We start from the raw sequence: 21,382 nt of genomic DNA, 5'->3' as shown, positions 1-21,382 counted from the left end.
TTCGCTCGCTCCGCGGATCGTTCCGCCCCGCAACCGTCTGCCGCGCTCTCCGCTCACCGACCGCCCACCTCCTCCGAGCCGTTGTTCCTCGCGATGAACGCGTCGCGGTGCCGGTCGCCGGAGCCCATCAGGTTGAGCTCGAAGGTGAAGCCCTGCTCGAACCGGTAGCTGCGCCTGACATCGACCGGGTCGATGCCGTTCAGCGACTCCTTGGCCCGCCGGATGACGTAGGGGTCCTTTCCGGCGATCTGGGCGGCGACCTCGAAGGCGGTCTCGCGCAGCCGGTCGCGGGGCACGACCTCCAGCACCGAGCCGAAGGCGTGCAGTTCGGCGGCGGTGACGGTGCGGCACGTGTAGACCATGGCCCGCATCAGATGCTGGGGGACCAGCCTGGCCAGGTGGGTGGCCGCGCCGAGCGCGCCCCGGTCCACCTCGGGCAGGCCGAAGTAGGCGTCGTCGGAGGCCACCACGATGTCGGCGTTGCCCGCCAGCCCGACCCCGCCACCGAGGCAGAAGCCGTGCACGGCGGCGATCACCGGGACCTCGCACTCGTAGACCGCCGCGAACGCCGCGAAGCACCCCCGGTTGGCGCCGACCAGCGCGGCGTGCCCGGCGGTGGCCTGCATCTCCTTGACGTCCACCCCGGCGTTGAACCCTCGTCCCTCGGCGCGCAGCACCACGACGCGGGTCTCGGGCGCGTGCCCGGCCTCCTGGACGGCCTCGGCCAGCTCGAACCAGCCGGAGACGGGTAACGCGTTGACCGGCGGCACGTCCACTACGACCTCGGCGACCGCTCCGCCGCCGTGCAGGGTGATTCTCATCGCGCCTCACTGTTCGCACCTAACGCTTGCTTGGTACGGTAGCACGCGACGGCCGGACACAGGAGTGCGCCCGGCGGCTGCCGCCGGGCGTCCTTCCGAGGGCGGTCCACCTGTGACGGCGGCCGCTCACCCGGGTGACCGCTTCGAGAACGAGGGTGCGGAGGCGAGCGCCGTGAACGCTGAGGGCGATGTGGACGGCGCGACGGGTTCCCCTGGCGAGGTGGACGCCGAGGCTCGTGGAAGCGACGGAGCACCTGGCCGGGTCCGCTATGACCACACCGGATCGGTCGTGCTGGTGACCGGGGGCACCAGGGGGCTCGGCGCGGGCATCGCCGACGCGTTCCTGGCCGCCGGGGCGGAGGTGGTCGTGTGCGCCCGCAGGAAGCCGGAGACCCTGCCCGATGGACTCGCGTTCGTCGCGGCCGACGTGCGCGACGCGGCGGACGTGGACCGGCTGGTCACCGAGGTCGAGGAGCGGTACGGGAGGCTCGACACGGTGGTCAACAACGCCGGAGGCTCACCGCGGGCGCTCCTGGCCGGAACCTCCCCCCGGCTGCACGCCCGCGTCGTGGAACTCAACCTGATCGCCCCGCTGCTGGTCGCGCAGCGCGCCCACCCCCTGCTCGCCGCCTCCGGCGGCTCGGTCGTGATGATCGGCAGCTCCAGCGGTACCCGCCCCTCCCCGGGCACCTCCGCGTACGGCGCGGCCAAGGCGGGCCTGCACCACCTGGCCGCCTGCCTCGCCGCCGAGTGGGCGCCGCGGGTGCGGGTCAACACGGTGGTCGTCGGCCTCGCCGAGACGGAGGACTCGGCGGACCACTACGGCGGCCCCGACGGGGTCGCGCGGATGGGCGCCGCCGTTCCCGCGGGCCGGATGGCCCTTCCCGCCGACGTGGCCGGGGTGTGCCTGTGGCTGGCGGTCCCCGGCTACGTGACCGGCGCGGAGATCCTCGTGCACGGCGGCGGGGAGATCCCCGCCTGGCGCCGGATCGCGTCTGGACACGACGGGTGAACAGCCGGGAAACTCTGCATGATCACGATGAAAGGAGCCCTGGCATGGGCGGGATCTGTGACGGGCGCGTGGTGATCGTGACCGGTGCCGGGCGCGGCATCGGCAGGGAGCACGCCCTGGAGTTCGCCCGGCAGGGGGCCAGGGTCGTGGTCAACGACCTCGGCACCGGCCGCGAGGGCGGCGGGCGCTCCGGCGACCCGGCCCTGCGGGTGGTCGAGGAGATCCGCGCCCTGGGCGGCCGGGCCATCGCCAACAGCGACGACGTCACCGACTGGGACGGCGCGGACCGGCTGGTCAAGACGGCGCTGAGCGCCTTCGGGCGGCTGGACGTCCTGGTGAACAACGCCGGTTTCGTCCGCGACCGGATGCTGGTCTCGATGACCGAGCAGGAGTGGGACGACGTGATCCGGGTCCACCTCAAGGGCCACTTCCTGCCGCTCCGGCACGCGGGCGCGCACTGGCGGGAGCTGTCGAAAGCGGGCGAACCCGTGGACGCCCGAGTGATCAACACCTCCTCCGGCGCGGGACTGCTCGGCAGCGTCGCCCAGGGCAACTACTCCGCGGCCAAGGCCGGCATCGTCGCGCTCACCCAGGTCGCCGCCGCCGAACTCGGCCGCTACGGCGTCACGGTGAACGCGATCGCCCCGGCCGCCCGCACCCGGATGACCGAGGAGGTCTTCGCCACCATGATGGCCAGACCCGAGAACGGCTTCGACGCCATGGACCCGGCCAACATCGCCCCCCTGGTGACCTGGCTCGGCTCGGCCGCCTCCGGCCATGTCACCGGCCGCGTCTTCGAGGTGGAGGGCGGCGTCGTCTCCCTCGCCGACGGCTGGCGCCACGGCCCCCGCGTCGACCGGGGCGCCCGCTGGAACCCCGCCGACATCGGCGACGCGGTCGCCGAACTCCTCGCCGAGGCCGCCGACCCCGAGCCGGTCTACGGGGCGTAGCCACCCGCGGCCTTTGATGAGGGACGAGCACTCAACTCACGTCCTCCGGACCGAGCAGCCCGAGGCGGAGTGCCGCACGCTCGTAGACGTCCATCTGGGCGCGTGGGCCGACGGCCAGCACCTGAATCACCGGAAGTACACCTGGACGGGGAGCGGGAAGTTCGCGATAGACGATGCGCCAGCGTGCGAGCCTGGGGATCTCGTCGAAGTAGAGGCGGCGACACCCGGTGAGGTCGGGTTCGGCCGTACCGATGAGTTCCGTGCCGCGTTCGTCGCCATAGACAAGGTTGTCAGCTTCTCGGTCGTTTACGGCCGAGAAGCTGACGAGCTCCCGACTTCGGAGGTCAGCTCATGTCGTCGAGCGGCGTCTCGCGGAACGTGTGGCGCTTCGCATCAGGTGAATGCGTAGACTCAAGATCGACTGAGTCGCACGAACGGGGAACCGCAGTGATCGATCGTCTGGCGCGTGCCGTGGTCGCTTTCCTGGTGTTACCGGCCCTCGGGGCGTGCTCCGCGCCAACCGTGAACCCGCTGCTGAAGAACCCGGCTCAGTGGCCACTGGTCAAGCTGAAGGGCCTGACCGACCACCCGAAATCACTGCCTGATGAGGCGGAGCGGGCACTGGCGCAGATCACGGTCGGCTCTTACGACCTGATCGCGTGGATCCACTCCTCCGGCCTGTGCGGGCTGTCCGGCTCCGACTGGAGCACGTACGTCGACTTGACCAAGTCTGAGGGGCACCCGGGGCGGGAAGAGGGGTTTTCCGGGCCGGTGGAGCCCGCGGTGGGTAGTTCCAGCGAGGGCAAGGTCAGTCTGTTCTGCACCCCCACCAGGATGTTGATCAGGGTCGAGGGGGAGACGTCGAAGCCCTTCGTCTCCGGCGACGCGGTCGCGCAGCTCGTCAACGGCGGGCTCGACGCCGTTGTCGGCTCGCGGGAGGCTCAGCAGGAGTCGCTGCCCGGCGCGACCGTGACTCGGGGGGGATAAAACCCGGAATGCGGGAGAAAAGACACCGCGGGCGGGAGATTCTCGCGGTCCGGTACCGCAAGAATGTGGCACCTGCTCCGACTCCATGGTGAACGGCGCCTTCGGGGGCCGCCCGACCACTGAAGGAGACGACACGTGAAGTTCTTGCTGATCATGCACAACAACCCGCGGATCTGGGACGCGCTGACCGAGGAGGAGCGCAACGAGGTGATGAGCGGCCACGGCCCGTTCATGGAGACCATCAAGAAGTCCGGGGAGCTGATCGGCACCACCGCGCTGGCCGACCCGTCGCAGAGCGCCGTGGTCAGGGTCCGAGGCGGCGTCCCGGCGGTGACCGACGGACCCTACCTTGAGGCCAAGGAGTACCTCGGCGGCTACTACCTGGTGGAGTGCGACAGCAGGGAGCGCGCCCTGGAGTTGGCCGCGCTCATCCCGGACGCCGGCATCGAGGGCCTGGGCGTCGAGGTGCGGCCGGTGCTCTTCTCGGGCACGGCCGACGACTGAGCACGCGGTGAAGTTCCTGCTGAGTCTCTACCTGAGCGCCGCGGCCCTGCCCGGGGAGGGGCTCGACCATGAGGAGTTCCTGACCGCGGCCGGGCAGGCAGGGGAACTGATCAGCGCCCACCTGTTCGCCGATCCGTCCCTCAGCGCCGTCGTACGGGCTCGGGAGGGTGTGCCGACCGTGACCGAGGGCCCGTACCTGCGGACCCCCGATCATGTCGCCGTCCAGTACGTGATCGACTGCGAGAGCCGGGAACGCGCCCTGGACCTGGCCGCCCTGATATCGGGCGGTCAGGCCGGCGGCGTGGAGGTACGGCCGCTGATGGACTCGGCCGGGATGGAGATGTGAGCACGACCGAACACCTCGGGGACCTGCTGCGCGAACTGGCGCCGCAGGTCCTCGGCGTGCTCCTGCGCCGCTACGGCGGGTTCGAGGAGTGCGAGGACGCGGTCCAGGAGGCGCTGCTCGCCGCGGCGACGCAGTGGCCCGGACAGTGGCCCGACGGCGGGGTTCCGGACAGCCCGCGCGCCTGGCTGGTCACCGTCGCCTCCCGCCGCCTGGTCGACCAGGTACGCAGCGAGCAGGCACGCCGCCGCCGCGAGGTCACCGCGGCGGTGCGGGAGGCGCCGGACGCCGACCTCGCGCCGGCGCCCGGCGAGGAAGGCCCTGGCGGCCGGGACGACACGCTCGCGCTGCTGTTCCTGTGCTGTCATCCGGCGCTGACGCCCGCCTCTCAGGTGGCGCTCACGCTGCGCGCCGTCGGCGGGCTCACCACCGCCGAGGTGGCGCGGGCGTTCCTCGTGCCGGAGGCCACCATGGCGCCGCGGATCAGCCGCGCCAAGCAGCGGATCAAAGCCGTCGGCGCGTCGTTTGAGATGCCGGGCGCCCAGGAGCGGGCCGAACGGCTGGACGCCCTGCTGCACGTGCTCTACCTGATCTTCAACGAGGGCTACACCGCCGGCTCCGGACCCGACCTGCACCGCGGCGACCTCACCACGGAGGCGATCCGGCTCACCCGGACGGTGCACCGGTCCTTGCCGGAGGACGGGGAGGTCGCCGGGCTGCTGGCACTGATGCTGCTGACCGACGCCCGCCGTGCGGCCCGCACCGGCCCGGACGGCGCCCTCGTGCCGCTGGCCGAGCAGGACCGGAACCGGTGGGACGCCGCCCTGATCGAAGAGGGTTCGGCGCTGGTCACCGGCGCCATGTCCGTCTCCCCCCTCGGCCCTTACCAGCTTCAGGCGGCGATCGCCGCGCTGCACGTCCAGGCGCGGCGGGCCGAGGAGACCGACTGGGAACAGATCCGCCTCCTGTACGCGATCCTCGGCCGGATCGCGCCGAACCCGATGGTCACGCTCAATCACGCCGTCGCGGTCGCGATGACCCGCGGGCCACAGGCCGGACTCGAACTGCTGGAAAGCCTGGACGGCGATCCCCGGATCGCCCGCCACCACCGTCTCCACGCCGTGCGCGCCCACCTCCAGGAGCTGGCGGGCGAGTACGCCGCCGCACGGGAGAACTACCGGCTGGCGGCCCGGCGTACCACGAGCCTCCCCGAACAGCGCTACCTGCGAGACAGGGCGGAAAGGCTGGAGCGATAGCAACCGGCGAGAACGCGCCCGGTGTCCGCCCGTACCGATGTCAAGAAGCTCCCGACCGCTCCGACTGACCGGTGAGACATCGAGAGAACAGGGAGTTTCGGATATGCGAGTCAACCGGGCCTGGCTGGGACTGATCGTCCTCGTACTGCCGACATTTCTCGTCGCGATAGACATGACGGCATTGCTCCTCGCGCTCCCGCAGCTGGCCGCCGACCTGGGTGCCACCAACGTCCAGCAGCTGTGGATCAGTGACAGTTACGGATTCATGGTGGCGGGTTTCGTCATCACGATGGGTACGTTCGGCGACCGGATCGGCCGCCGACGGCTGTTGATGATCGGCGGAGCGGCGTTCGCGGTGCTGTCGGTCGTGGCGGCCTTCGCGATCTGGGCGACCTGCCAGTTCACCGGCGGCGCGCTCGGACCCGTACTCGCCGGATTCCTGCTCCAGCACTTCTGGTGGGGATCGGTGTTCCTGGTCGCCGTGCCGGCGATGGCGTTGCTGCTGCTCGCCGGGCCGGCCCTGCTGCCGGAGTTCCGCAGTGACCAGGCCGGCCGGCTGGACCTGGCCAGCGTCGGGCTGTCGCTCGCGGCGGTGCTTCTGATGGTCTACGGCATCAAGCAGCTGACCGTCGAGAGCGTGCCGGTCGTGCCGGCGGTGGCCCTCGTCGTCGGCGTAGCCCTCGGATTCCTGTTCGTACGCCGGCAGCTGCGGCTGGAGACGCCGCTGCTGGACCTGCGGCTGCTCCGCAACCGCCCGTTCACGGCCGTACTCGTCGGGCTGACCTTCGCCGGCATCGCCATGGCCGGTACGGGCCTGCTGGTGACCCAGTACCTGCAGAGCGTGCTGGGCTTCTCGCCGCTCGCGTCGGCGGTGCTGTTCGCACCGATGGGCCTGGGCGTGGCGGTCGGCACCATGGCCGCGCCGGCGCTGAGCCGGCGAATGAAGCAGACGACCGTGATCGCCGGCGGGCTGGTGGGGTCGGCGCTGGGCAGCCTGCTGCTGGTCGGCGTCGACGGTGCGCACGCCCTGCCGCTGGTGATGATCGGCATCACCGTACTGGCCCTGGGCACCGGCCCGCTGTTCGCGCTGGGCACCGGGCTGGTCGTCGGATCCGTACCACCGGAACGCGCCGGCTCGGCGGCGTCGATGTCGGAGACCGGCAACTACCTCGGCGGCTCGCTCGGCCTCGCGCTGCTCGGTGTGGTGGCCGCGGTGGTCTACCGCAGCAGGATGGACGGCACGTCCGACTCACTGGCCGGCGCGGTCGCCGCCAGCCGGAACCTTCCTGCCGGCCAGGGCGCGGAACTGCTGCACACCGCGCGGGAGGCGTTCACCGCCGGCCTGCACGTGACCGGTGTCGTCGCCGCGGTCCTCTTCGCCGGGCTGGCCGTACTGATCCTGACCATGCGCCCGGCGACCCGCACCACCCCGGCCGCACTCCCCGACTACGAGGTGACTCGCCCGTAGCACCCCGCCGAGGCTGAGGGCCATCATGGACAAGCCCGACCTACCACGCGACCCCGGCTACCGCCTCGACGACTGACCGCGATGATATGGACAAGCGCCTCCCGGTGGAGTCCGGCCCGGCGGCCGACGGCGCCGAACGCTCCTCACCGAGGCCTGAATCACCGGGAGGAAAGGGGATCGTGTCCTGACGGGTGACCGATCGCGAGCCGGAACCATACGACCCCGCCCACCTCGTCGTCGTGATCGGCGCCCCAGGCGCGGGCCAGGCGGTCCACCCAGCTCAGGCCGCGCCCGCTGAGGCTGTCGTCGTCGGTCGTCCGGATCGCGGGCACGCTGGTCGCCGAGCCGTCGTCGATCACCTCGACCTGGATCAGGCCGCCGCCCAGCCCCACGCGGACCGTGATCAGCCCGTCCGGCCCGGCCGAGTCGCTGTGCAGGATGGCGTTGGTGACCACCTCGCTGACCAGCAGTTCGAGCGTTTCCAGCGTCTCGGTGGCGGTCGGGTGGCCGTCCAGGATTCCCAGCACCCACCTGCGGGCGGCCCCCGCCGACTGCGCGACGCCGGGAAAGTCCCGTTGCCCCACGATCCGAAGCCCGTCCCACCGCTTGATCGCCGCCTCCGTCGCGCCGGGGCCGCCCTGCTCCCGCGTGCTCACGCGGCCACCGCCGATGCGATCATGTCGGCGGCGTTGTCGGCCTCGGCCCAGATCCAGTCGCGCCGCCAGGTCACCGACCACCAGGGACGCCAGACGAAGACCCAGCCGCAGGCGCGACGGGTGACCTGGATCCGGACCCGAACCCCGCTGGGAGACATGATCTCCAGCACCGGAGCCCCCGCGACGGGAACGACCACCGAAGTGGCCACCCCAAGAACCCGCAGGTCCCAGCCGAGTCGTACCAGGTGGATGTACTGCACTTGTTGTGGATCACGCACGTCCATGGCTCGGCTCCCGAGTTCGCTGACATACGGCAGGTTCCACGGGTGTGATCGTCAGCGTGGTGGCGCTGAGAGATCGCAGGTGTAGACGCCCTGGGGCTCTCACCTGGGGCGTGGCCCGATCCACGCTTGGTGCACCGCCATCATGTGGGCAACTCGAAGCAGCTGGCAATACGATTGGCAATATTGACAACATGAATGCCAGAAAGGATCTTCGGTCTCGCTTGCTCGCCACTACTGGTAACGGCAGACTGAAGCGATCTCAACACAGGGGGAACCAGCGTGAGCGCCGAGCAACCGGCCACCATACGAACCCGCAGGCTCGCGGGTGAGTTGCGACGCCTACGCGAGGTGACAGGTCTCACCGGCGACCAGGCGGCCAGGCAACTGGGCTGGGACCCCTCCAAGCTCAGCCGCTACGAGACCGCCCGCAGACGCGTCCAGCCCAAGGATCTGCAGGTACTTCTCGACCTCTACGCGGTCCCTGATGACAGACGACAGGCCCTCGTCGATCTGGCACGCAACGCACGCCTCAAAGGATGGTGGGATGCCTACGGTGACACCCTGCCCACCGAGCTCGCCTCCTATATCGCCCTCGAAGCCGAAGCCGCGTCAATTCGCGGTTTCTCGGCGCAGATCATTCCCGGGATGCTCCAAACAGATGATTACGCGCGCTCCGTCATTCGCGCCGGACTCATGGACCTTCTGCCCCGAGGCGAAGTCGAACGCCGCGTGGAGGCACGCAAGACCCGCCAGCAACTCCTCAGCCGAGCGGCATCCCCTCTCAACTACTGGATCATCCTGAGCGAAGCCGCCCTGCGAAACAGGGTCGGCTCTCCCGAGGACATGCGAGCCCAGTGCCATCACCTGATGAAACTGAGCCGAACCGCGAACGTCACCGTTCAGGTCCTGCCCTTCACCTCCGACACCCATCCCGCAACGGCAGGAACCTTCTCCATCCTCAGCTTTCCGGCCCAGTATGACGATGACGTCGTGTACGTCGAGACGCTCACCGGCAACCTCTGGGTAGAAGACGAAAGGGACGTTCACCGCTATACACTTGCATTTGATCACCTTCGTGCGACCGCATACGAGGTCGAGGAGTCTTTCTCCTTCATCGCCGCCGTGGCCGACGAACTGTGATCGTCGATTCGACGGAAGGAGCCACCGGATGCCCGAGCACCCTCACGCCGTATGGCGAACCAGCAGCCTGAGCGCCAACGGCGCTGACTGTGTCCAGGTCGCCGTCGTCAACGGCTCCGACAGCCACAAGAACCGCGCGAGCCGACTCTTCCTTGTTCGTGACTCCAAAAACCCGGACGGTGGAGTCCTGACTTTCACTCCCGGAGAATGGCATGCTTTTCTCGATGGAGTGAGAGACGACAAATTCAGCGATCTGCCCTGACCCGCCAACCGGGGGGTGACATCGATGTTTCACCGAAGGCCGTACCTGATCTCTTACATGGCGAGGGGCTATGAATAAGATCGATCTGCCGGATGCGGCCTGGTACAAGAGCAGTCAGAGTGACGGGCAAAACAACTGTGTCGAAGTAGCCATGTTGGCCCAGAGATACGTCGCTGTGCGTGATAGCAAGGACAAGAACGGCCCTGCCCTGATTTTTGCCGCAGGTCAGTGGGAAACCTTTATCCGTGGTGTTAAGGGCGGATTTTTCGGCCTGGATTGAAAGTGGACGCATCCCTGTCGTGGCCAACGGGCTGTGGTCGTCAACTCGATGGAAAGAGTCACGGGATGGCACCCCCTATGCACCCTCACATCGTGTGGCGAACCAGCAGCCTGAGCGCCAACGGCACCGACTGTGTCCAGGTCGCCGTCGTCAACGGCTCCGATAGCCACGAGAGCCACGGCGTCGACGATGCCCGCCCCGATCGTCAGCAGGCGGCGACGCGATAAGCGGAATGCGGAGTCAGGTGCCGGCACCCCTTTGACCAGAGAAGTGATGGTTGAGAATCAACATTTACGTCTCCGTGCTCGGACGGCCATGACCATAAAGACGACAGCCGCTGTCAGGGACGTCACTAACACTGGATTGACGTAGGCCGGCACCAGATCGCTCGTCGTTCCATCTTCCCAATGACAGAGATTCCGGAGCGGGAACCACGTCCAGGAAGTAGGCGGGAAGCCCAAAGGCTTGCTGTTGCAATGTTCGCTGAGCGGGCGGAATGTCCAGAATTTCCCACTCCAGAATCCATGCACATAGACGGCACCCGCTACAAGCAGAGCCATACACGACATGGCGGCCCAGCGGCGATAACTCACAGATCATCCCCCGTTACCACGCTGCGGCGATTGAATGCGTGCACTCTCTTCGTTCACCAGCGTCATTCGAGAATCTCGGTGGCGTTGGCGTATCGCGTTTCCATCAAATTCTGCAGCCTTTGAAGCAAGTCTCGATTCTTTATGATGATCGCGTTTTGGGAATCGACATAAGCGGCCCGCCTGACACCGCTGTAGTTCACCTGCAGTCGGCACTGCTCATCGGCAACAGCAGTCTTGATCTCTAGCGTGCTCACGGCACGGCGGCCGCGACCGGAGTATCCCGCCTGCCAAAGCGGGTCACTTTGAGCCTCGAACGGCTCCTTGTAAGAGAATCCCTTGCTCTTCATGCAGTCACTCCACCGCACTGCGGCCTCGGCGATCCGCTTATCCTTAAAACCTGTTACAGCTGCGTCCTCCATCAGAGAATGCAGCCTTTTGAAGTCGTATTCCTTGACAAGCTTGGTTCCGTCCAGGCCGGTTGCTCCAGCGTTTAGCGCCCGCTCGGCTTCGCCCGCACAACCCATCTTGGGAATTTTAATCCCATTGACCCTAGAAGCACCGATCCCTGAATGGGCGGCATCCTGCTCGGCCGGGATCACGAACATGCGAAGCCCATCAAGAGCTGCAAACTCTTCAGCATCTTGATCTTTCGGCCCGAGGTAGCCGTAATGCGCGACGTCTTTCTCGCCCAGCCAACCCAGGTAGGCGGCATTCTTTGGATAACGTATAGGCGTTACATCATGCTTCGGCATCGTGAATCCAAACTTCTTTAGACAGGATCCCAGAACCTTGAAGCGAGCTTCCTGTACATACGCGCGCCGGACATTGTCCAAATCATAAACATCCATCGGCAACACAAAATCCTTCACCGAACCAAAAGGAGGGTAATTGCTTTGGGTCACCCCTTGCTTGTCGTTCCATATGTCGAGGTTGAGCGCAGAACAGCCACTCAGAAGAAAAACAGCCAATGTCGAGAAAGGTAGAAATCTCCTTGTTTTCAATGAATCTCTTATCATGAAGCCCCATTTTAAAAAACATGGCACTGGACACTCGTGTCCAGTGCCATGAATCGTCACCGGACGAGATGGCCACGTCGGCCATACGCGCTCTGGTCGCCTTACCTTGACTCCGTACGAGGTCAGGTTCTGCGGTGATTCGCGCATCCGCTTGGGTGAGCAGATCACCGATCGATGAACGACCGGTTGTCGGACAAGACCATCACGCTCTTGGGTGTCCTCATGGAGGCCACCGTAGTCTCACCAACTGCCTTCATTGGGAGAAAAGAGGATTATCGTGGGATTTCCTGCTCCGAGCGATCTGGGCGTCATCTATCTGGAGAACATGTCCAGCGGTCTGTACCTGGAGGACAGTGCTGACGTCCGGAGCTACGTCGCGGTGCTCGACTCCCTCAGAGCAGCGGCACTCAGCCCGGCGGATACGGCGGTTATGCTGATGAACGCGTCAAACAACCTGGTATGAGTGTCCAGCGGAAGGGCCGTGCGATGTCCAACCCGGTAGACCTGACCAAAGCCGTGTGGCGAAAGAGTTCGCTCAGCGGAGGCAACGGAGACTGCGTCGAAGTCGCGGACCTGGGCGATGCCGTAGCCGTCCGGGATTCCAAGGACCCCGAGGGGCCCAGGCTCGTCTTTGCCCGTAACACCTGGGCGGCATTCGTGGCAGGTCTGAAAAACGGCGCGTAGACCGCGGCGCCACCAGTCCTCCAGGGCTCCGCAGGAGGGCAGGCTGAGGTTCGTGCGTCACACGGTCTGCGCAGGCGGGAGGCATCAGCTGGCGGTGACCCTGCTGTACTCGTAGAAGGTGCGGCCGTTCTCGTCCCCCTGGTGCTGGCGGCCGGTCATGACCAGAGGGGCGAACGCCTGCGAGGAGTGGTTGCTCTCCGTCATGGCCGCGGTCCACTTCCGGGAGGTGAGCCGCACCTGGCTTCCGCGCCAGTGCAGCGTGCCGGCGAGGTACCACGTCAGACCGTTCTCGTCGCCATTGTGCTTCCTGCCGATGAGGACCTGATCGGCAGGGGCGGCGAAGTACGAGTTGCTCTCCTTCATGCCGTAGCTCCAGTTTCCGGTCTGCACGGTGACCGCTTCACCGTCGATGCGGATCTGGCCGCACCGGTATCTGGTCCAGCCGTCCTCGTCCCCCCAGTGAGCACGGTCGATCAGCACCTCTCCGGCCGGGCAGACGAAGGTGCTGTCCGGCTCCCTGAGGGTGACGGTGGGTCCGAAGACGGTCTCGATCATCGGAGCCGCAGACGCAGACGCGGACGCCGGGGCCGACATGGCCAGGACGGCCGCCGCCATCGCGACGGTCAGGGCCTTCTTGTACATTTCCATGTCCTCCGGTTTGCGATCCGCTTCGTCCGATATGCGCCGAGAGCGCATGCGCCGACAGCTCACGCCATCGGGTCTGGGGACAAGGTTGCGGGCGGCACTGAAGATCGTCTTGGAGCCGACTTGCGGGTTTCTGGGAGCGATCCCGCTTCCGATCCCTACGGCATCGACCCTGCGCTGTGTCGGAGAGACACGCGTCAGCTACGGTGATCAGCCCTGAGAGGTCGTCGCGAGAGCTTCAGCGCTGGAGAGATCACTGGGCAGTCGGAGAGTGAGCGACTACGGTCCGCACCCGGTACGGCGGGGCAGAAGGCGCGGAGGTGGGTGGGTGTTCCGGCCGGCGTATAAAAGCCCGCGACCATCGCGCCCGAGCAGGCCGGAGGCCTGAACCACCGGAGAGCGACTGAGACGGCCGGCCGGAGCACCCACCCGCCGGAGCGCGTACATCGGATCCGCGATCAAGGGGCTCTTCGATCTTGAGGGGAAGTGCCCGGGCGTGGCCTGACGGCGTGACCCCGCGACACCGGCCGTTGATCAAAGGACGGTCGCGGTGCTGCGTTCCTCAGTGGGTGTGCGAGCGCTGGAGGGCTGCGGTCGTACCGTCGATCAGGGCGCGGAGGCCGTGGTCGAAGGCTTCCTCGCCCACGGAGCTGCCGCCCTCGCGGAGCGCCCGGAGCAGGGTGGCGTCCATGCCGGCATCCAGCAGGGCCGCCACAGCCGCGAGTCGCTGTGACGGGTCGTCGGAGCTCTCCTGGCGCTCGGCCTGCTCTCGGAGGACGAAACCGTTGATGTAGCTGGTGCAGCCACCGATGGTGTGCAGGGCGAGGGCGGGGGAGAACCCGCAGTCGACCAGGGCGGTGAGCTCCTCGTCGAACAGCCTGATCGTGGCCGGGCTGAGGCTCGCCGCGTTGGCGACCAGGCGGGCGCCGTCGCGGTGGGCGAGCAGCGAGGCGCGGTAGGCGTGAGCTCGGCGGGTGAGCCAGGACTGCCAGGTTTCGCCGGCGCGGGGTGGTCCCATTCCGGCGGCCAGGACGATCGCGTCGGCCATGCCGTCGAGAAGTTCCTGCTTGGTGCGGATGTGCCAGTAGAGCGCGGGGGACCGCACATCGAGCTCGGTGGCGAGGCGGCGCACGGTCAGCCCGTCCAGCCCGACCTGGTCGAGCAGGCGGAGTGCGGCTTCGATCAGAGTGTCCCTGCTGAGCGCCGGGCGCTTGGTCTCACTCACCATTGACACCTTAGCAGCGCTAAGCCAGACTCCTCCTTAGCGCTGCTAAGGAGATAGGGAATGCGACTGACCAGGGCTTTACTGGCGTGCGGTGCCCTCGCCGGCCCGCTGTTCATCGTCCTGGTGCTGATCCAGGACTACACCCGTCCCGGCATCGACCCCCGGCGACAGCCGCTCAGCCTGCTGAGCCTGGGAGACCTGGGCTGGATCCAGATCGGCAACTTCGTGCTCACCGGCGTTCTCTATGTCGCGTTCGCCGCAGGGATGCGACGCGTGCTGGGTTCCGGCCGTGGCGGGACGTGGGGGCCACTGCTGATCGGCACCTTCGGACTCGGTCTGGTGACCGTGGGAATCTTCCGTACCAGCCCCGGGTGGGGCTATCCGCAAGGGGCGCCGGCCGGTCTGCCGACCGACATCGGCGTGAGCTACGTGGTGCACGGCGCCGGCTTCGCGGTGCTGTTCGCCTCGCTCATCGCGGCCTGCTCCGTCTTCGCCCGGCGCTTCGCCGCGCTTGGCGAGCGGCGATGGGCGGTCATCTGTGTCGTGGTCGGGGTGGCGCTGCCGGCGATCTACGTGCTGTCCGGGGTGCTGTCGGAGCGCGGTGAGAACTCGCAGCCGCTGAGTCTTCTGCTTCGCCTCATGGCGGTGGTGGGCTGGGGGTGGGCTTCCCTTCTCGCGGTACGACTACGCCGCGAAACGTGCCCCGCCCGCTGCTCGGCTGGTGAGAGCACGACCCGCGGAGGCCGGCCGGCGGTCGAAAAAACGGCTTTAGGTAAGGTGCCTTATGTCTAATTGATACTGACATAAAGGGATTCCTTATGGGTGCTTCTGCGGCGTACGTGACCTTCGCGGATCCGGACAAGCTCGACGACGAGAAGGGACTCGCCGTCGCGGCCTGGGCCGAGGTGGGAATCACCGGCCACATCGTGCGCTGGGACGACCCCGAGGTCGACTGGGCCGCGTTCGACGCCGTCGTGGTCCGCACCACCTGGGACTATGTGACGAGGCGGGCGGAGTTCCTCGACTGGGCCCGGCACGTGGAGTCCGTCACCCGGCTGCTCAACCCGGCCGCCGTGCTGGAACGCAACACCGACAAGGTCTACCTGCGTGACCTGAAGGCGCCGATCATCCCCACCTCGTGGGTCGCGCCGGGCGAGGCCGCGAACCTTCCGGTCCTCGACGAGTACGTGGTCAAGCCGTCGATCTCGGCCGGAGCCCGCGACACGATCAGGACCGCGGACCGCGAACAGGCCGAGGAGCACGCCGCCAAGCTGGCCGCCAACGGCCGGACCGCGATGATCCAGCCGTACCTGGACATGGTCGAGGGCGAGGGGGAGACCTCGATGCTCTACTTCGGCGGCAGGTTCAGCCACGCCGTCCGGCGCAGCCCGATGCTGACCGAGAGCGCCACCAAGCCGGGACAGGGCGACGGCCACGGGGAGTTCCGCACTCCCGACCCCGACCAGTTCGCGCTGGCCGAGCAGGTGCTTGGCGAGTTTCCCGAGCTGCTCTGCGCCCGGGTGGACCTGGTCCGGCTGGCCGACGGCAGCCCGGCGCTCATCGAGATCGAGCTCACCGAGCCTTACCTGTTCCTGCACTACGCGCCCGACGCCGCCGCCAACCTGGCGAATGCCCTGGCCAAGGTGATCTGAAAGCCCGCGGAGAACAGGCCCGTGGAAGCACACCGGAAACGGCGCGCGCCCCGCGAAGGGACGCGCGCCGTGCCGGGTTACTGCGGCAGTACCACCGCGAGCGGTGAGACCCCCGCGTCACGCAGCGCGTCGGGAACCTTCCGCGCCCAGGGGTGCTCGTGCGTGTCGAGACCCTCGGGGTTGGCCACGACGAACCGGACCGCGCCGCCGGTGGCGGCCTGCTCGGTCCAGGTGGCCCCGAAGCCGTTCAGCGCCGCGGCGGCCTTGTCCCGGTCGGACGCGGGAACCGTGACGCGGATCGGCGACTCGTGCTCCGGGATGGCCGCGGCTGCCCGCGAGGCGTCCGGGGCCGGGGCGAGCGACCGCGCCCGCGCCGAGGCGGACGGCAGGTCGGCGGTGATCGCGTTGGCGACGATCTTCGCCGTGCCGTCGCTGAAGGCACGGAAGTTCGGCTCGGCGGCGAACAGCACCGCGTGGCCGCCTCCCACCGGCTCGTCGACCACCGCCGCCGTTCCGGCGAGTTCCTCGGCGCCCAGCGCGAAACCGGACAGGAACCAGTCGGGCGAGTCGGCGGCCGGGTAGGAGGTCACCACGTGCGAGGGGTTCGAGGCCCGCATGACCAGGTCGTACGCGTAGAACTGCATGACGCTCGACCCGACGTCCTTGCTCAGCGGACCCTGGGCCACGTTCGTCCGGAGGAGCGAGCCGGGGATGTCCGAGGTCGGCTCGGTCAGCGTCACGCTGGAGACACCGGCCAGGGCGGCCAGTCGGGCACCGCCCGCCCAGCCCACGTAGCGCCCGCCGCCGCCGACCCAGTCGCGCAGCGCCGCGCGCCCGGCCTCACCGAGGGCGTTGTTGGCCGAGCCGGCCGAACCGTCCGGCACGAGCAGCACGTCCAGCCCGCCCAGCTTGCCCGCGGCGACGTCGGCCGGCGTGAGCACCTGGTAGGTCAGCTTCCAGTCGCGGTCCAGGCGGTGGCGGAGCCAGCCTGAGGACTCGGCCGCGTTCTGCGCGGTGCCACCGGACAGCTGCAGGACTCCGATCTTGCGGGAGGTGGTGACCTTGACCGAGGGGGCGTCCACCGCCCGCACCGGCGTCGCGACGGGCAGCAGCACCTGGCCCGAGGAGCCGCCGGAGACGTTGCCGAGCAGCGGCAGGCTCCACGCGGTCACGTCGTAGAAGTAGGGGAACGGGGTGTAGGTGTCCTCGTTCAGCATGGCCTGGACCCAGTGCTTCTGCGCCTGGGCCAGCGGGATCCAGTAGGTGCCCTTGGGCAGCGTGGTCTTCGCCTCGGGCCTGCCGTACGCCTTGAAGTCCTTGACCGTCAGCGGCGTGGCCAGTTTGAACACCTGGACGTCCATCCGCTGGAGCCGCCGCACGACGAGGTCGGTCTCCGCCTTCTTGGCCGGGTCGTCGGCGCGCAGGAAGTAGTGGCGCACCTTCCGGTCGGGCACCTGGGTGATGACCTCGTGGCCCGGGTTGTAGACCTGGTTCGGCTCCAGGTGGCCTTCGAGCCCCTGCTTGAGGGCGTCGGCGTACATGCCGTGCCAGGTGGTGAGGATCTCGGTCTTCTTGGCTGCCGCCGCCGAGAGCGAGACCCACTGGGTGAGCCACTGCTCGAAGGTCCGGGCCGCGATCGGCGAGGCGTTCCCCTTCTCGAAGGTCATGCCCGCCGCGTTGAACCCGCCTGCCGGGACCGTGTCGCCGTAGCCCATGTAGAACAGGTCGTAGACGCTGCGGTTGAAGAACGGGATCCCGCGCTTGGTGAACTCGCCGATCATCGCGGCGCCGTAGGTGTTGTTGACCCAGTCGACCGTCGGCTCGGCGATGTCGTGGTAGATCGGGTCGGCGTTCGGCGGGAAGAAGTACTCGGTGCCGCCCATCTCGTGGGCGTCGATGAAGAGCTGCGGCGGGTACTTCCGCATCAGCTCGATCTTGCCGTCGGTCTCCGGCTGGGTCCGCGCGAACCAGTCGCGGTTCATGTCGAAGGCGTAGGCGTTCCGCCTGGTGTCGGCCTCGCGGCCGTCGGGGTTCTGCGTCGGCAGGATCACCACGACGGCGTTGTCCAGGATTCGCCTGGCCGCGCAGTCGTCCCGCCCGGCCAGGTCGTAAAGGGTCTTCAGCGCCGCGTCGGTGCCGCTCTCCTCGCCGCCGTGCACGTTTCCGGCGACCCACAGGATCGCGGGCGTGTTCCTGGCGAGGACCTTCGCCGCGGGGGCGGGAGTGAGGGGGTCGCGCAGCAGCTTGATGGAGTTCTCGATCGCGCGCAGCTTCCGGATGTTCTGCGGGGTGCCGACGATCGCGTACTTCAGCGGACGTCCCTGGGCGGTGGTGGCCAGGGTGCCGGAGACGACCCGGTCGCTGGCCGCGTCGATCGCGGTCAGCAGCGTGTCGGACTCGGCCGAGGTGACCTCCCGCTCGCCAAGGTCGAAGCCGAGGACACTCTTCGGCGTCGGCACCTTGCCGTGGTAGACGGCGGGAGTCTGGGTGGCGTCACAGGTGGTCACGGGTGGTGCGGCCGGAGTGGGGTCCGCCTGGGCGGCACCGGCTGGGAGGGCGATGGCGACGGCCAGAACGGCCGGCGCCACCACCTTGAAGCGCTTCTGCATGAAGTAAAGCTGTCACCTGTGAGAAATGACAGCAAGAGGTAAAATTTTACACTTGCGTTACGAATGGTGCTTTTGGGGCAAAGTGTGATCGAAGGAGTGGATGATCCGGTCGTGGGTGAAGAGTCCGGGAGCTATGCGTGGCCGGAGATGCCGCCGTCCACCGGGATCACGGTCCCGGTGAGGTAGGCGCCGGCGCGTGAGGACAGGAAGATCGCGGTGCCCGCCATGTCGTCGGGGCGGCCGATCCTGCCCAGCGGGACGTGGGAGGCGACCGCCGCGCGCATCGTCTCGTCCTGGAGCGCGAAGGCCATCATCTTCGACTCGAACGGCCCGGGGGCGATCGCGTTGACCGTGATCGACTCCTTGGCGAGCCGCTGGGACAGGTGCCGGGTGAGCATGTGCACCGCCGCCTTGGCCGCGGAGTAGGCGTAGTTCTCCATCGAGGGCACCCGGATGCCGTCCACCGAGCCGATGTTGATCACTCTGGCCGGGTCCTCGGGGCTCGCGGCGGCACGGAGCAGCGGCAGGAAGCGCTGGGTCAGGTAGAACACGCCCTTGACGTTGATCCCCCAGAGCTTGTCGAACGCCTGCTCGGGGTACTCCTCCAGCGGCGCGCCCCAGGTCGCCCCGGCATTGTTGACCAGCACGTCCAGCCGGGACTCCCGCTCCGCGACCGCCTCGAACAGGGTGGACACCCCGTCCTCGGTGGACAGGTCGGCCGGTACGGCCGTGCATCCCAGCTCCGCGGCGGTCTTCTCGACCTCGGCCGCCTTTCTGGAGGAGATGTAGACCGTGGCTCCCGCGTCGACGAACCCGGCCGCGATCATCCGGCCGATTCCCCTGGAGCCGCCGGTGACGACGACGATCTTGCCTTTCACCGAGAACAGAGTCATGTTCTGTAGCATGCCGCACCCCCGACCGCCTCGTCCATACCGAGCGGTCGGTCCAACATTTCGCGAAATATCCCCTTTTGCGCTTATAAGCACTTTTGTGTCGACCTGTAGCGGAGAGCCTGAAAAATAATGTCGACAAACAAAACGAGAATGAAACAATTTTCCACCACGCGTTGACACGCGCCGTTTATATGGTGTGCCTTCGTTGTCAATAGATCACCGATCCGAAGGTGGGGCACACCATGGTCAGAACGGGGACGCGCCTGGCGGCGCTGAGCCTGGCGCTGTCGATGGCGACACTTCTCGTGGCACACGCATCACCCTCTGCCGCGAAAGCGTCCCAGACCTCCCAGGGGACGGCCGTGCGGTCACCCCAGACTGAGAAGAGGATCGTCCGGCTGGGCGCGACGCAGAGCATGGACTCGATGAACCCGTTCCTGGCGGTCCGGGTGGTCTCCACGTCGATCCACCGCTGGATGTACGGCTTCCTCACGGTGCCCGACTCCAAGACCCTGAAGCCCAGCCCCGACCTCGCCGAGTCGTGGCAGACCTCACCGGACAAGCTGACCTGGACCTTCACCATGCGTGCCGGAGCCACCTGGTCGGACGGCAAGCCCGTCACCGCCCAGGACGCCGCGTGGACCTTCAACAAGATCATGACGGATGACGGAGCCAAGACGGCCAACGGCCCCGCCGTCGAGAACTTCGACACCGTGACCGCCTCCGACGACCGGACCCTGGTCATCAAGACCAAGAAGCCCCAGGCCTCGATGCTGGAGCTGCCGATCCCGATCATGCCCAAGCACGTCTGGGAGAGCGTCCCGGACATCGGCACCTACGAGAACGAGACCTACCCCGCCGTCGGCAGCGGCCCCTACATCGCCGTCGAGCACAAGAAGAACGGCTATGTGAAGCTCAAGGCCAATCCGTCGTACTGGCGCGGCGCCCCCGGCATCGACGAGCTGCACGTCATCTTCTACGAGAACCCCGAGGCGGCGATCGCCGGCCTGAAGAAGGGCGACATCGACTGGATCGGCCGTCTGCAGGGCCCGCAGTTCGAGGCCCTCGCGGGCGATGCGAACATCACCCAGTGGAACACCCAGGGCCGCCGGGCCGCCTACCTGCAGTTCAACCCGGGCGCCGCGACGGCCGGCGGCGAGCCGATCGGTGACGGGCACCCCGCGCTGAAGGACGTCAGGGTGCGCCAGGCCATCCATCACGCGATCGACAAGAAGACCCTCGTCGAGCAGGCGCAGAACGGCCTCGCCGTACCGGCGGACGGTTCGATCGTCCCGCCGATGTACCAGGAGTTCTTCTGGAAGGCCGAGGGCGACAAAGCCGTCACCTTCGACCTGGCTGAGGCCAACCGCATCCTCGACGAGGCCGGCTACGCCAAGGGCGCGGACGGCGTCCGCACCATGCCCGACGGCAAGCGCAGGCTGGAGATGCGCTTCAGCATCCACACCGACGAGCCCGTCGAGGACAAGATCGCCCAGTTCCTCACCGGCTGGCTGAAGGACATCGGCATCCAGCTCACCACCCGCAGGCTCGACTCCAACAAGTTCACCGAGGAGACGGGCAGCACGGCGCTCTACGACATCGCGATCAGCGGCTGGTCGGTGAACCCGGACCCCGAAGAGATCCTGGCCACCCACCTGTGCAGCCGCAGGCCCACCGCGAGCGGGCAGGGCGGCGGCACCGAGTCGTTCTTCTGCGACAAGGAGTTCGAGCGGCTCTACCAGGCGCAGCTGGCCGAACTCGACCGGCCGGCCCGGGTCGCGCTGATCAAGCAGATGCAGGAGCGGCTCTACACCGAGGCCCCCGTCGTCGCGATCTACTACCCCAACAACCTGGAGGGTTACCGCAAGGACCGGATCGCCTCCATCACCCCGATCCCCGAGGACAAGGGCATCCTGTACGGCGGGAGCAGCTACTGGCCGGTCTACTCGCTGCGTGCGGTGGAACGCGCCGCCGCCCCGGCCGGGAGCGGTTCGGGAAGCGGCACCGTGGTGGCCGTCGCGGTGGCCGTCGTGGTGGTCCTCGGCGCTGGAGGCTTCCTCCTGATGCGGCGCCGCCGCGCCTCCGCCGACGACCGCGAGTAG

The 21,382-nt window shown here is 67.7% G+C and carries 24 protein-coding genes; 16 read left to right on the top strand and 8 right to left on the bottom strand.

From position 1 onward, the window contains the following. Positions 1–53: 53 nt before the first annotated feature. The gene (locus ACFQVD_RS20950; RefSeq protein WP_343972228.1) at positions 54–821 is read right to left on the bottom strand and encodes an enoyl-CoA hydratase family protein; all 768 of its coding nucleotides are present in this window, start codon (positions 819–821) and stop codon (positions 54–56) included. A 172-nt stretch (positions 822–993) separates the two neighbouring features. Between ACFQVD_RS20950 and ACFQVD_RS20945 the strand changes: the two genes are divergently transcribed. From ACFQVD_RS20945 to ACFQVD_RS20915, 7 genes are all read left to right on the top strand, one after another. Next, positions 994–1,833, top strand: a complete 840-nt coding sequence (locus ACFQVD_RS20945; RefSeq protein WP_386271813.1) for an SDR family oxidoreductase — start codon at positions 994–996, stop codon at positions 1,831–1,833. A 44-nt stretch (positions 1,834–1,877) separates the two neighbouring features. Then, the gene (locus ACFQVD_RS20940) at positions 1,878–2,783 is read left to right on the top strand and encodes an SDR family oxidoreductase (RefSeq protein WP_343972225.1); all 906 of its coding nucleotides are present in this window, start codon (positions 1,878–1,880) and stop codon (positions 2,781–2,783) included. A gap of 447 nt (positions 2,784–3,230) precedes the next feature. Next, complete coding sequence (locus ACFQVD_RS20935; RefSeq protein WP_343972223.1) at positions 3,231–3,770, top strand: hypothetical protein; 540 nt, start codon at positions 3,231–3,233, stop codon at positions 3,768–3,770. A 135-nt stretch (positions 3,771–3,905) separates the two neighbouring features. After that, the gene (locus ACFQVD_RS20930) at positions 3,906–4,274 is read left to right on the top strand and encodes a YciI family protein (RefSeq protein WP_343972221.1); all 369 of its coding nucleotides are present in this window, start codon (positions 3,906–3,908) and stop codon (positions 4,272–4,274) included. 7 nt (positions 4,275–4,281) lie between these two features. Then, on the top strand, positions 4,282–4,620 hold the full coding sequence (locus ACFQVD_RS20925; protein WP_343972219.1) for a YciI family protein: 339 nt from the start codon (positions 4,282–4,284) through the stop codon (positions 4,618–4,620). After that, on the top strand, positions 4,617–5,873 hold the full coding sequence (locus ACFQVD_RS20920; protein WP_343972217.1) for an RNA polymerase sigma factor: 1,257 nt from the start codon (positions 4,617–4,619) through the stop codon (positions 5,871–5,873). The genes ACFQVD_RS20925 and ACFQVD_RS20920 overlap by 4 nt, the downstream gene beginning before the upstream one ends. Before the next feature lie 103 nt (positions 5,874–5,976). Then, positions 5,977–7,341: an MFS transporter gene (locus ACFQVD_RS20915; RefSeq protein WP_343972215.1), complete on the top strand. Its 1,365-nt coding sequence runs from the start codon at positions 5,977–5,979 to the stop codon at positions 7,339–7,341. Between the two features lie 158 nt (positions 7,342–7,499). Here the strand turns inward: ACFQVD_RS20915 and ACFQVD_RS20910 are convergent, their stop codons facing one another. Together ACFQVD_RS20910 and ACFQVD_RS20905 are read right to left on the bottom strand one after the other, a co-directional pair. Further along, positions 7,500–7,997, bottom strand: a complete 498-nt coding sequence (locus ACFQVD_RS20910) for an ATP-binding protein (protein ID WP_343972212.1) — start codon at positions 7,995–7,997, stop codon at positions 7,500–7,502. Beyond that, positions 7,994–8,281: a hypothetical protein gene (locus tag ACFQVD_RS20905; protein WP_343972209.1), complete on the bottom strand. Its 288-nt coding sequence runs from the start codon at positions 8,279–8,281 to the stop codon at positions 7,994–7,996. The genes ACFQVD_RS20910 and ACFQVD_RS20905 overlap by 4 nt, the downstream gene beginning before the upstream one ends. Positions 8,282–8,560: 279 nt before the next feature. Here ACFQVD_RS20905 and ACFQVD_RS20900 point away from each other — a divergent pair, with 279 nt between their 5' ends. The 4 genes from ACFQVD_RS20900 (at position 8,561) to ACFQVD_RS20885 (ending at position 10,190) form a co-directional block, all read left to right on the top strand. Continuing rightward, positions 8,561–9,421 (top strand): helix-turn-helix domain-containing protein, encoded by an 861-nt coding sequence (locus tag ACFQVD_RS20900; protein ID WP_343972205.1) that lies wholly within the window; start codon positions 8,561–8,563, stop codon positions 9,419–9,421. A gap of 28 nt (positions 9,422–9,449) precedes the next feature. Next, positions 9,450–9,683 (top strand): DUF397 domain-containing protein, encoded by a 234-nt coding sequence (locus tag ACFQVD_RS20895; RefSeq protein ID WP_343972202.1) that lies wholly within the window; start codon positions 9,450–9,452, stop codon positions 9,681–9,683. 70 nt (positions 9,684–9,753) lie between these two features. Continuing rightward, entirely contained in the window at positions 9,754–9,963 is a 210-nt protein-coding gene (locus ACFQVD_RS20890; protein WP_343972199.1) for a DUF397 domain-containing protein, read from the top strand. A 92-nt stretch (positions 9,964–10,055) separates the two neighbouring features. Beyond that, positions 10,056–10,190: a hypothetical protein gene (locus ACFQVD_RS20885; RefSeq protein ID WP_343972196.1), complete on the top strand. Its 135-nt coding sequence runs from the start codon at positions 10,056–10,058 to the stop codon at positions 10,188–10,190. Between the two features lie 428 nt (positions 10,191–10,618). On the opposite strand, the gene ACFQVD_RS20880 is transcribed toward ACFQVD_RS20885, so the two are convergent. After that, positions 10,619–11,524, bottom strand: a complete 906-nt coding sequence (locus tag ACFQVD_RS20880; protein WP_343972193.1) for a hypothetical protein — start codon at positions 11,522–11,524, stop codon at positions 10,619–10,621. A gap of 325 nt (positions 11,525–11,849) precedes the next feature. Here ACFQVD_RS20880 and ACFQVD_RS20875 point away from each other — a divergent pair, with 325 nt between their 5' ends. Both ACFQVD_RS20875 and ACFQVD_RS20870 read left to right on the top strand, forming a co-directional pair. Continuing rightward, the gene (locus ACFQVD_RS20875) at positions 11,850–12,035 is read left to right on the top strand and encodes a Scr1 family TA system antitoxin-like transcriptional regulator (RefSeq protein WP_343972189.1); all 186 of its coding nucleotides are present in this window, start codon (positions 11,850–11,852) and stop codon (positions 12,033–12,035) included. After that, positions 12,032–12,256 carry a DUF397 domain-containing protein gene (locus ACFQVD_RS20870; protein ID WP_343972186.1) on the top strand — a complete coding sequence of 75 codons (225 nt, stop codon included), beginning with the start codon at positions 12,032–12,034 and terminating at the stop codon, positions 12,254–12,256. Before ACFQVD_RS20875 ends, ACFQVD_RS20870 begins: the two co-directional genes overlap by 4 nt. An 84-nt stretch (positions 12,257–12,340) precedes the next feature. Here ACFQVD_RS20870 and ACFQVD_RS20865 read toward each other — a convergent pair whose 3' ends face one another. Both ACFQVD_RS20865 and ACFQVD_RS20860 read right to left on the bottom strand, forming a co-directional pair. Next, entirely contained in the window at positions 12,341–12,898 is a 558-nt protein-coding gene (locus ACFQVD_RS20865; protein ID WP_343972183.1) for a hypothetical protein, read from the bottom strand. 565 nt (positions 12,899–13,463) lie between these two features. Next, positions 13,464–14,126 (bottom strand): TetR/AcrR family transcriptional regulator C-terminal domain-containing protein, encoded by a 663-nt coding sequence (locus ACFQVD_RS20860; RefSeq protein WP_343972180.1) that lies wholly within the window; start codon positions 14,124–14,126, stop codon positions 13,464–13,466. Between the two features lie 60 nt (positions 14,127–14,186). Here ACFQVD_RS20860 and ACFQVD_RS20855 point away from each other — a divergent pair, with 60 nt between their 5' ends. Together ACFQVD_RS20855 and ACFQVD_RS20850 are read left to right on the top strand one after the other, a co-directional pair. Then, complete coding sequence (locus tag ACFQVD_RS20855; protein WP_343972177.1) at positions 14,187–14,918, top strand: DUF998 domain-containing protein; 732 nt, start codon at positions 14,187–14,189, stop codon at positions 14,916–14,918. Between the two features lie 26 nt (positions 14,919–14,944). Beyond that, positions 14,945–15,778, top strand: a complete 834-nt coding sequence (locus ACFQVD_RS20850; protein ID WP_343972174.1) for an ATP-grasp domain-containing protein — start codon at positions 14,945–14,947, stop codon at positions 15,776–15,778. A 77-nt stretch (positions 15,779–15,855) separates the two neighbouring features. Here ACFQVD_RS20850 and ACFQVD_RS20845 read toward each other — a convergent pair whose 3' ends face one another. Together ACFQVD_RS20845 and ACFQVD_RS20840 are read right to left on the bottom strand one after the other, a co-directional pair. Further along, complete coding sequence (locus ACFQVD_RS20845) at positions 15,856–18,387, bottom strand: M14 family zinc carboxypeptidase (RefSeq protein ID WP_343972171.1); 2,532 nt, start codon at positions 18,385–18,387, stop codon at positions 15,856–15,858. Between the two features lie 131 nt (positions 18,388–18,518). Then, a complete protein-coding gene (locus tag ACFQVD_RS20840) occupies positions 18,519–19,280 on the bottom strand; it encodes an SDR family oxidoreductase (RefSeq protein ID WP_343972168.1) in 762 nt (253 codons plus the stop codon). 242 nt (positions 19,281–19,522) lie between these two features. Between ACFQVD_RS20840 and ACFQVD_RS20835 the strand changes: the two genes are divergently transcribed. Continuing rightward, complete coding sequence (locus ACFQVD_RS20835) at positions 19,523–21,382, top strand: ABC transporter substrate-binding protein (RefSeq protein WP_343972165.1); 1,860 nt, start codon at positions 19,523–19,525, stop codon at positions 21,380–21,382.

It is taken from the genome of Streptosporangium amethystogenes subsp. fukuiense (assembly GCF_042665875.1).
Classification (GTDB): Bacteria; Actinomycetota; Actinomycetes; order Streptosporangiales; family Streptosporangiaceae; genus Streptosporangium; species Streptosporangium fukuiense.
This window is presented reverse-complemented; position numbering and strand designations above follow the sequence as displayed.

What these genes read in the sequence shown, in the direction of transcription:
- ACFQVD_RS20950 (WP_343972228.1), bottom strand. Translation starts at nt 821, where the DNA reads ATGAGAATCACCCTGCACGGCGGCGGAGCGGTCGCCGAGGTCGTAGTG.
- ACFQVD_RS20940 (WP_343972225.1), top strand. Translation starts at nt 1,878, where the DNA reads ATGGGCGGGATCTGTGACGGGCGCGTGGTGATCGTGACCGGTGCCGGG.
- ACFQVD_RS20915 (WP_343972215.1), top strand. Translation starts at nt 5,977, where the DNA reads ATGCGAGTCAACCGGGCCTGGCTGGGACTGATCGTCCTCGTACTGCCG.
- ACFQVD_RS20905 (WP_343972209.1), bottom strand. Translation starts at nt 8,281, where the DNA reads ATGGACGTGCGTGATCCACAACAAGTGCAGTACATCCACCTGGTACGA.
- ACFQVD_RS20895 (WP_343972202.1), top strand. Translation starts at nt 9,450, where the DNA reads ATGCCCGAGCACCCTCACGCCGTATGGCGAACCAGCAGCCTGAGCGCC.
- ACFQVD_RS20890 (WP_343972199.1), top strand. Translation starts at nt 9,754, where the DNA reads ATGAATAAGATCGATCTGCCGGATGCGGCCTGGTACAAGAGCAGTCAG.
- ACFQVD_RS20870 (WP_343972186.1), top strand. Translation starts at nt 12,032, where the DNA reads ATGAGTGTCCAGCGGAAGGGCCGTGCGATGTCCAACCCGGTAGACCTG.
- ACFQVD_RS20865 (WP_343972183.1), bottom strand. Translation starts at nt 12,898, where the DNA reads ATGTACAAGAAGGCCCTGACCGTCGCGATGGCGGCGGCCGTCCTGGCC.
- ACFQVD_RS20855 (WP_343972177.1), top strand. Translation starts at nt 14,187, where the DNA reads ATGCGACTGACCAGGGCTTTACTGGCGTGCGGTGCCCTCGCCGGCCCG.
- ACFQVD_RS20850 (WP_343972174.1), top strand. Translation starts at nt 14,945, where the DNA reads ATGGGTGCTTCTGCGGCGTACGTGACCTTCGCGGATCCGGACAAGCTC.
- ACFQVD_RS20845 (WP_343972171.1), bottom strand. Translation starts at nt 18,387, where the DNA reads ATGCAGAAGCGCTTCAAGGTGGTGGCGCCGGCCGTTCTGGCCGTCGCC.
- ACFQVD_RS20840 (WP_343972168.1), bottom strand. Translation starts at nt 19,280, where the DNA reads ATGACTCTGTTCTCGGTGAAAGGCAAGATCGTCGTCGTCACCGGCGGC.
- ACFQVD_RS20835 (WP_343972165.1), top strand. Translation starts at nt 19,523, where the DNA reads ATGGTCAGAACGGGGACGCGCCTGGCGGCGCTGAGCCTGGCGCTGTCG.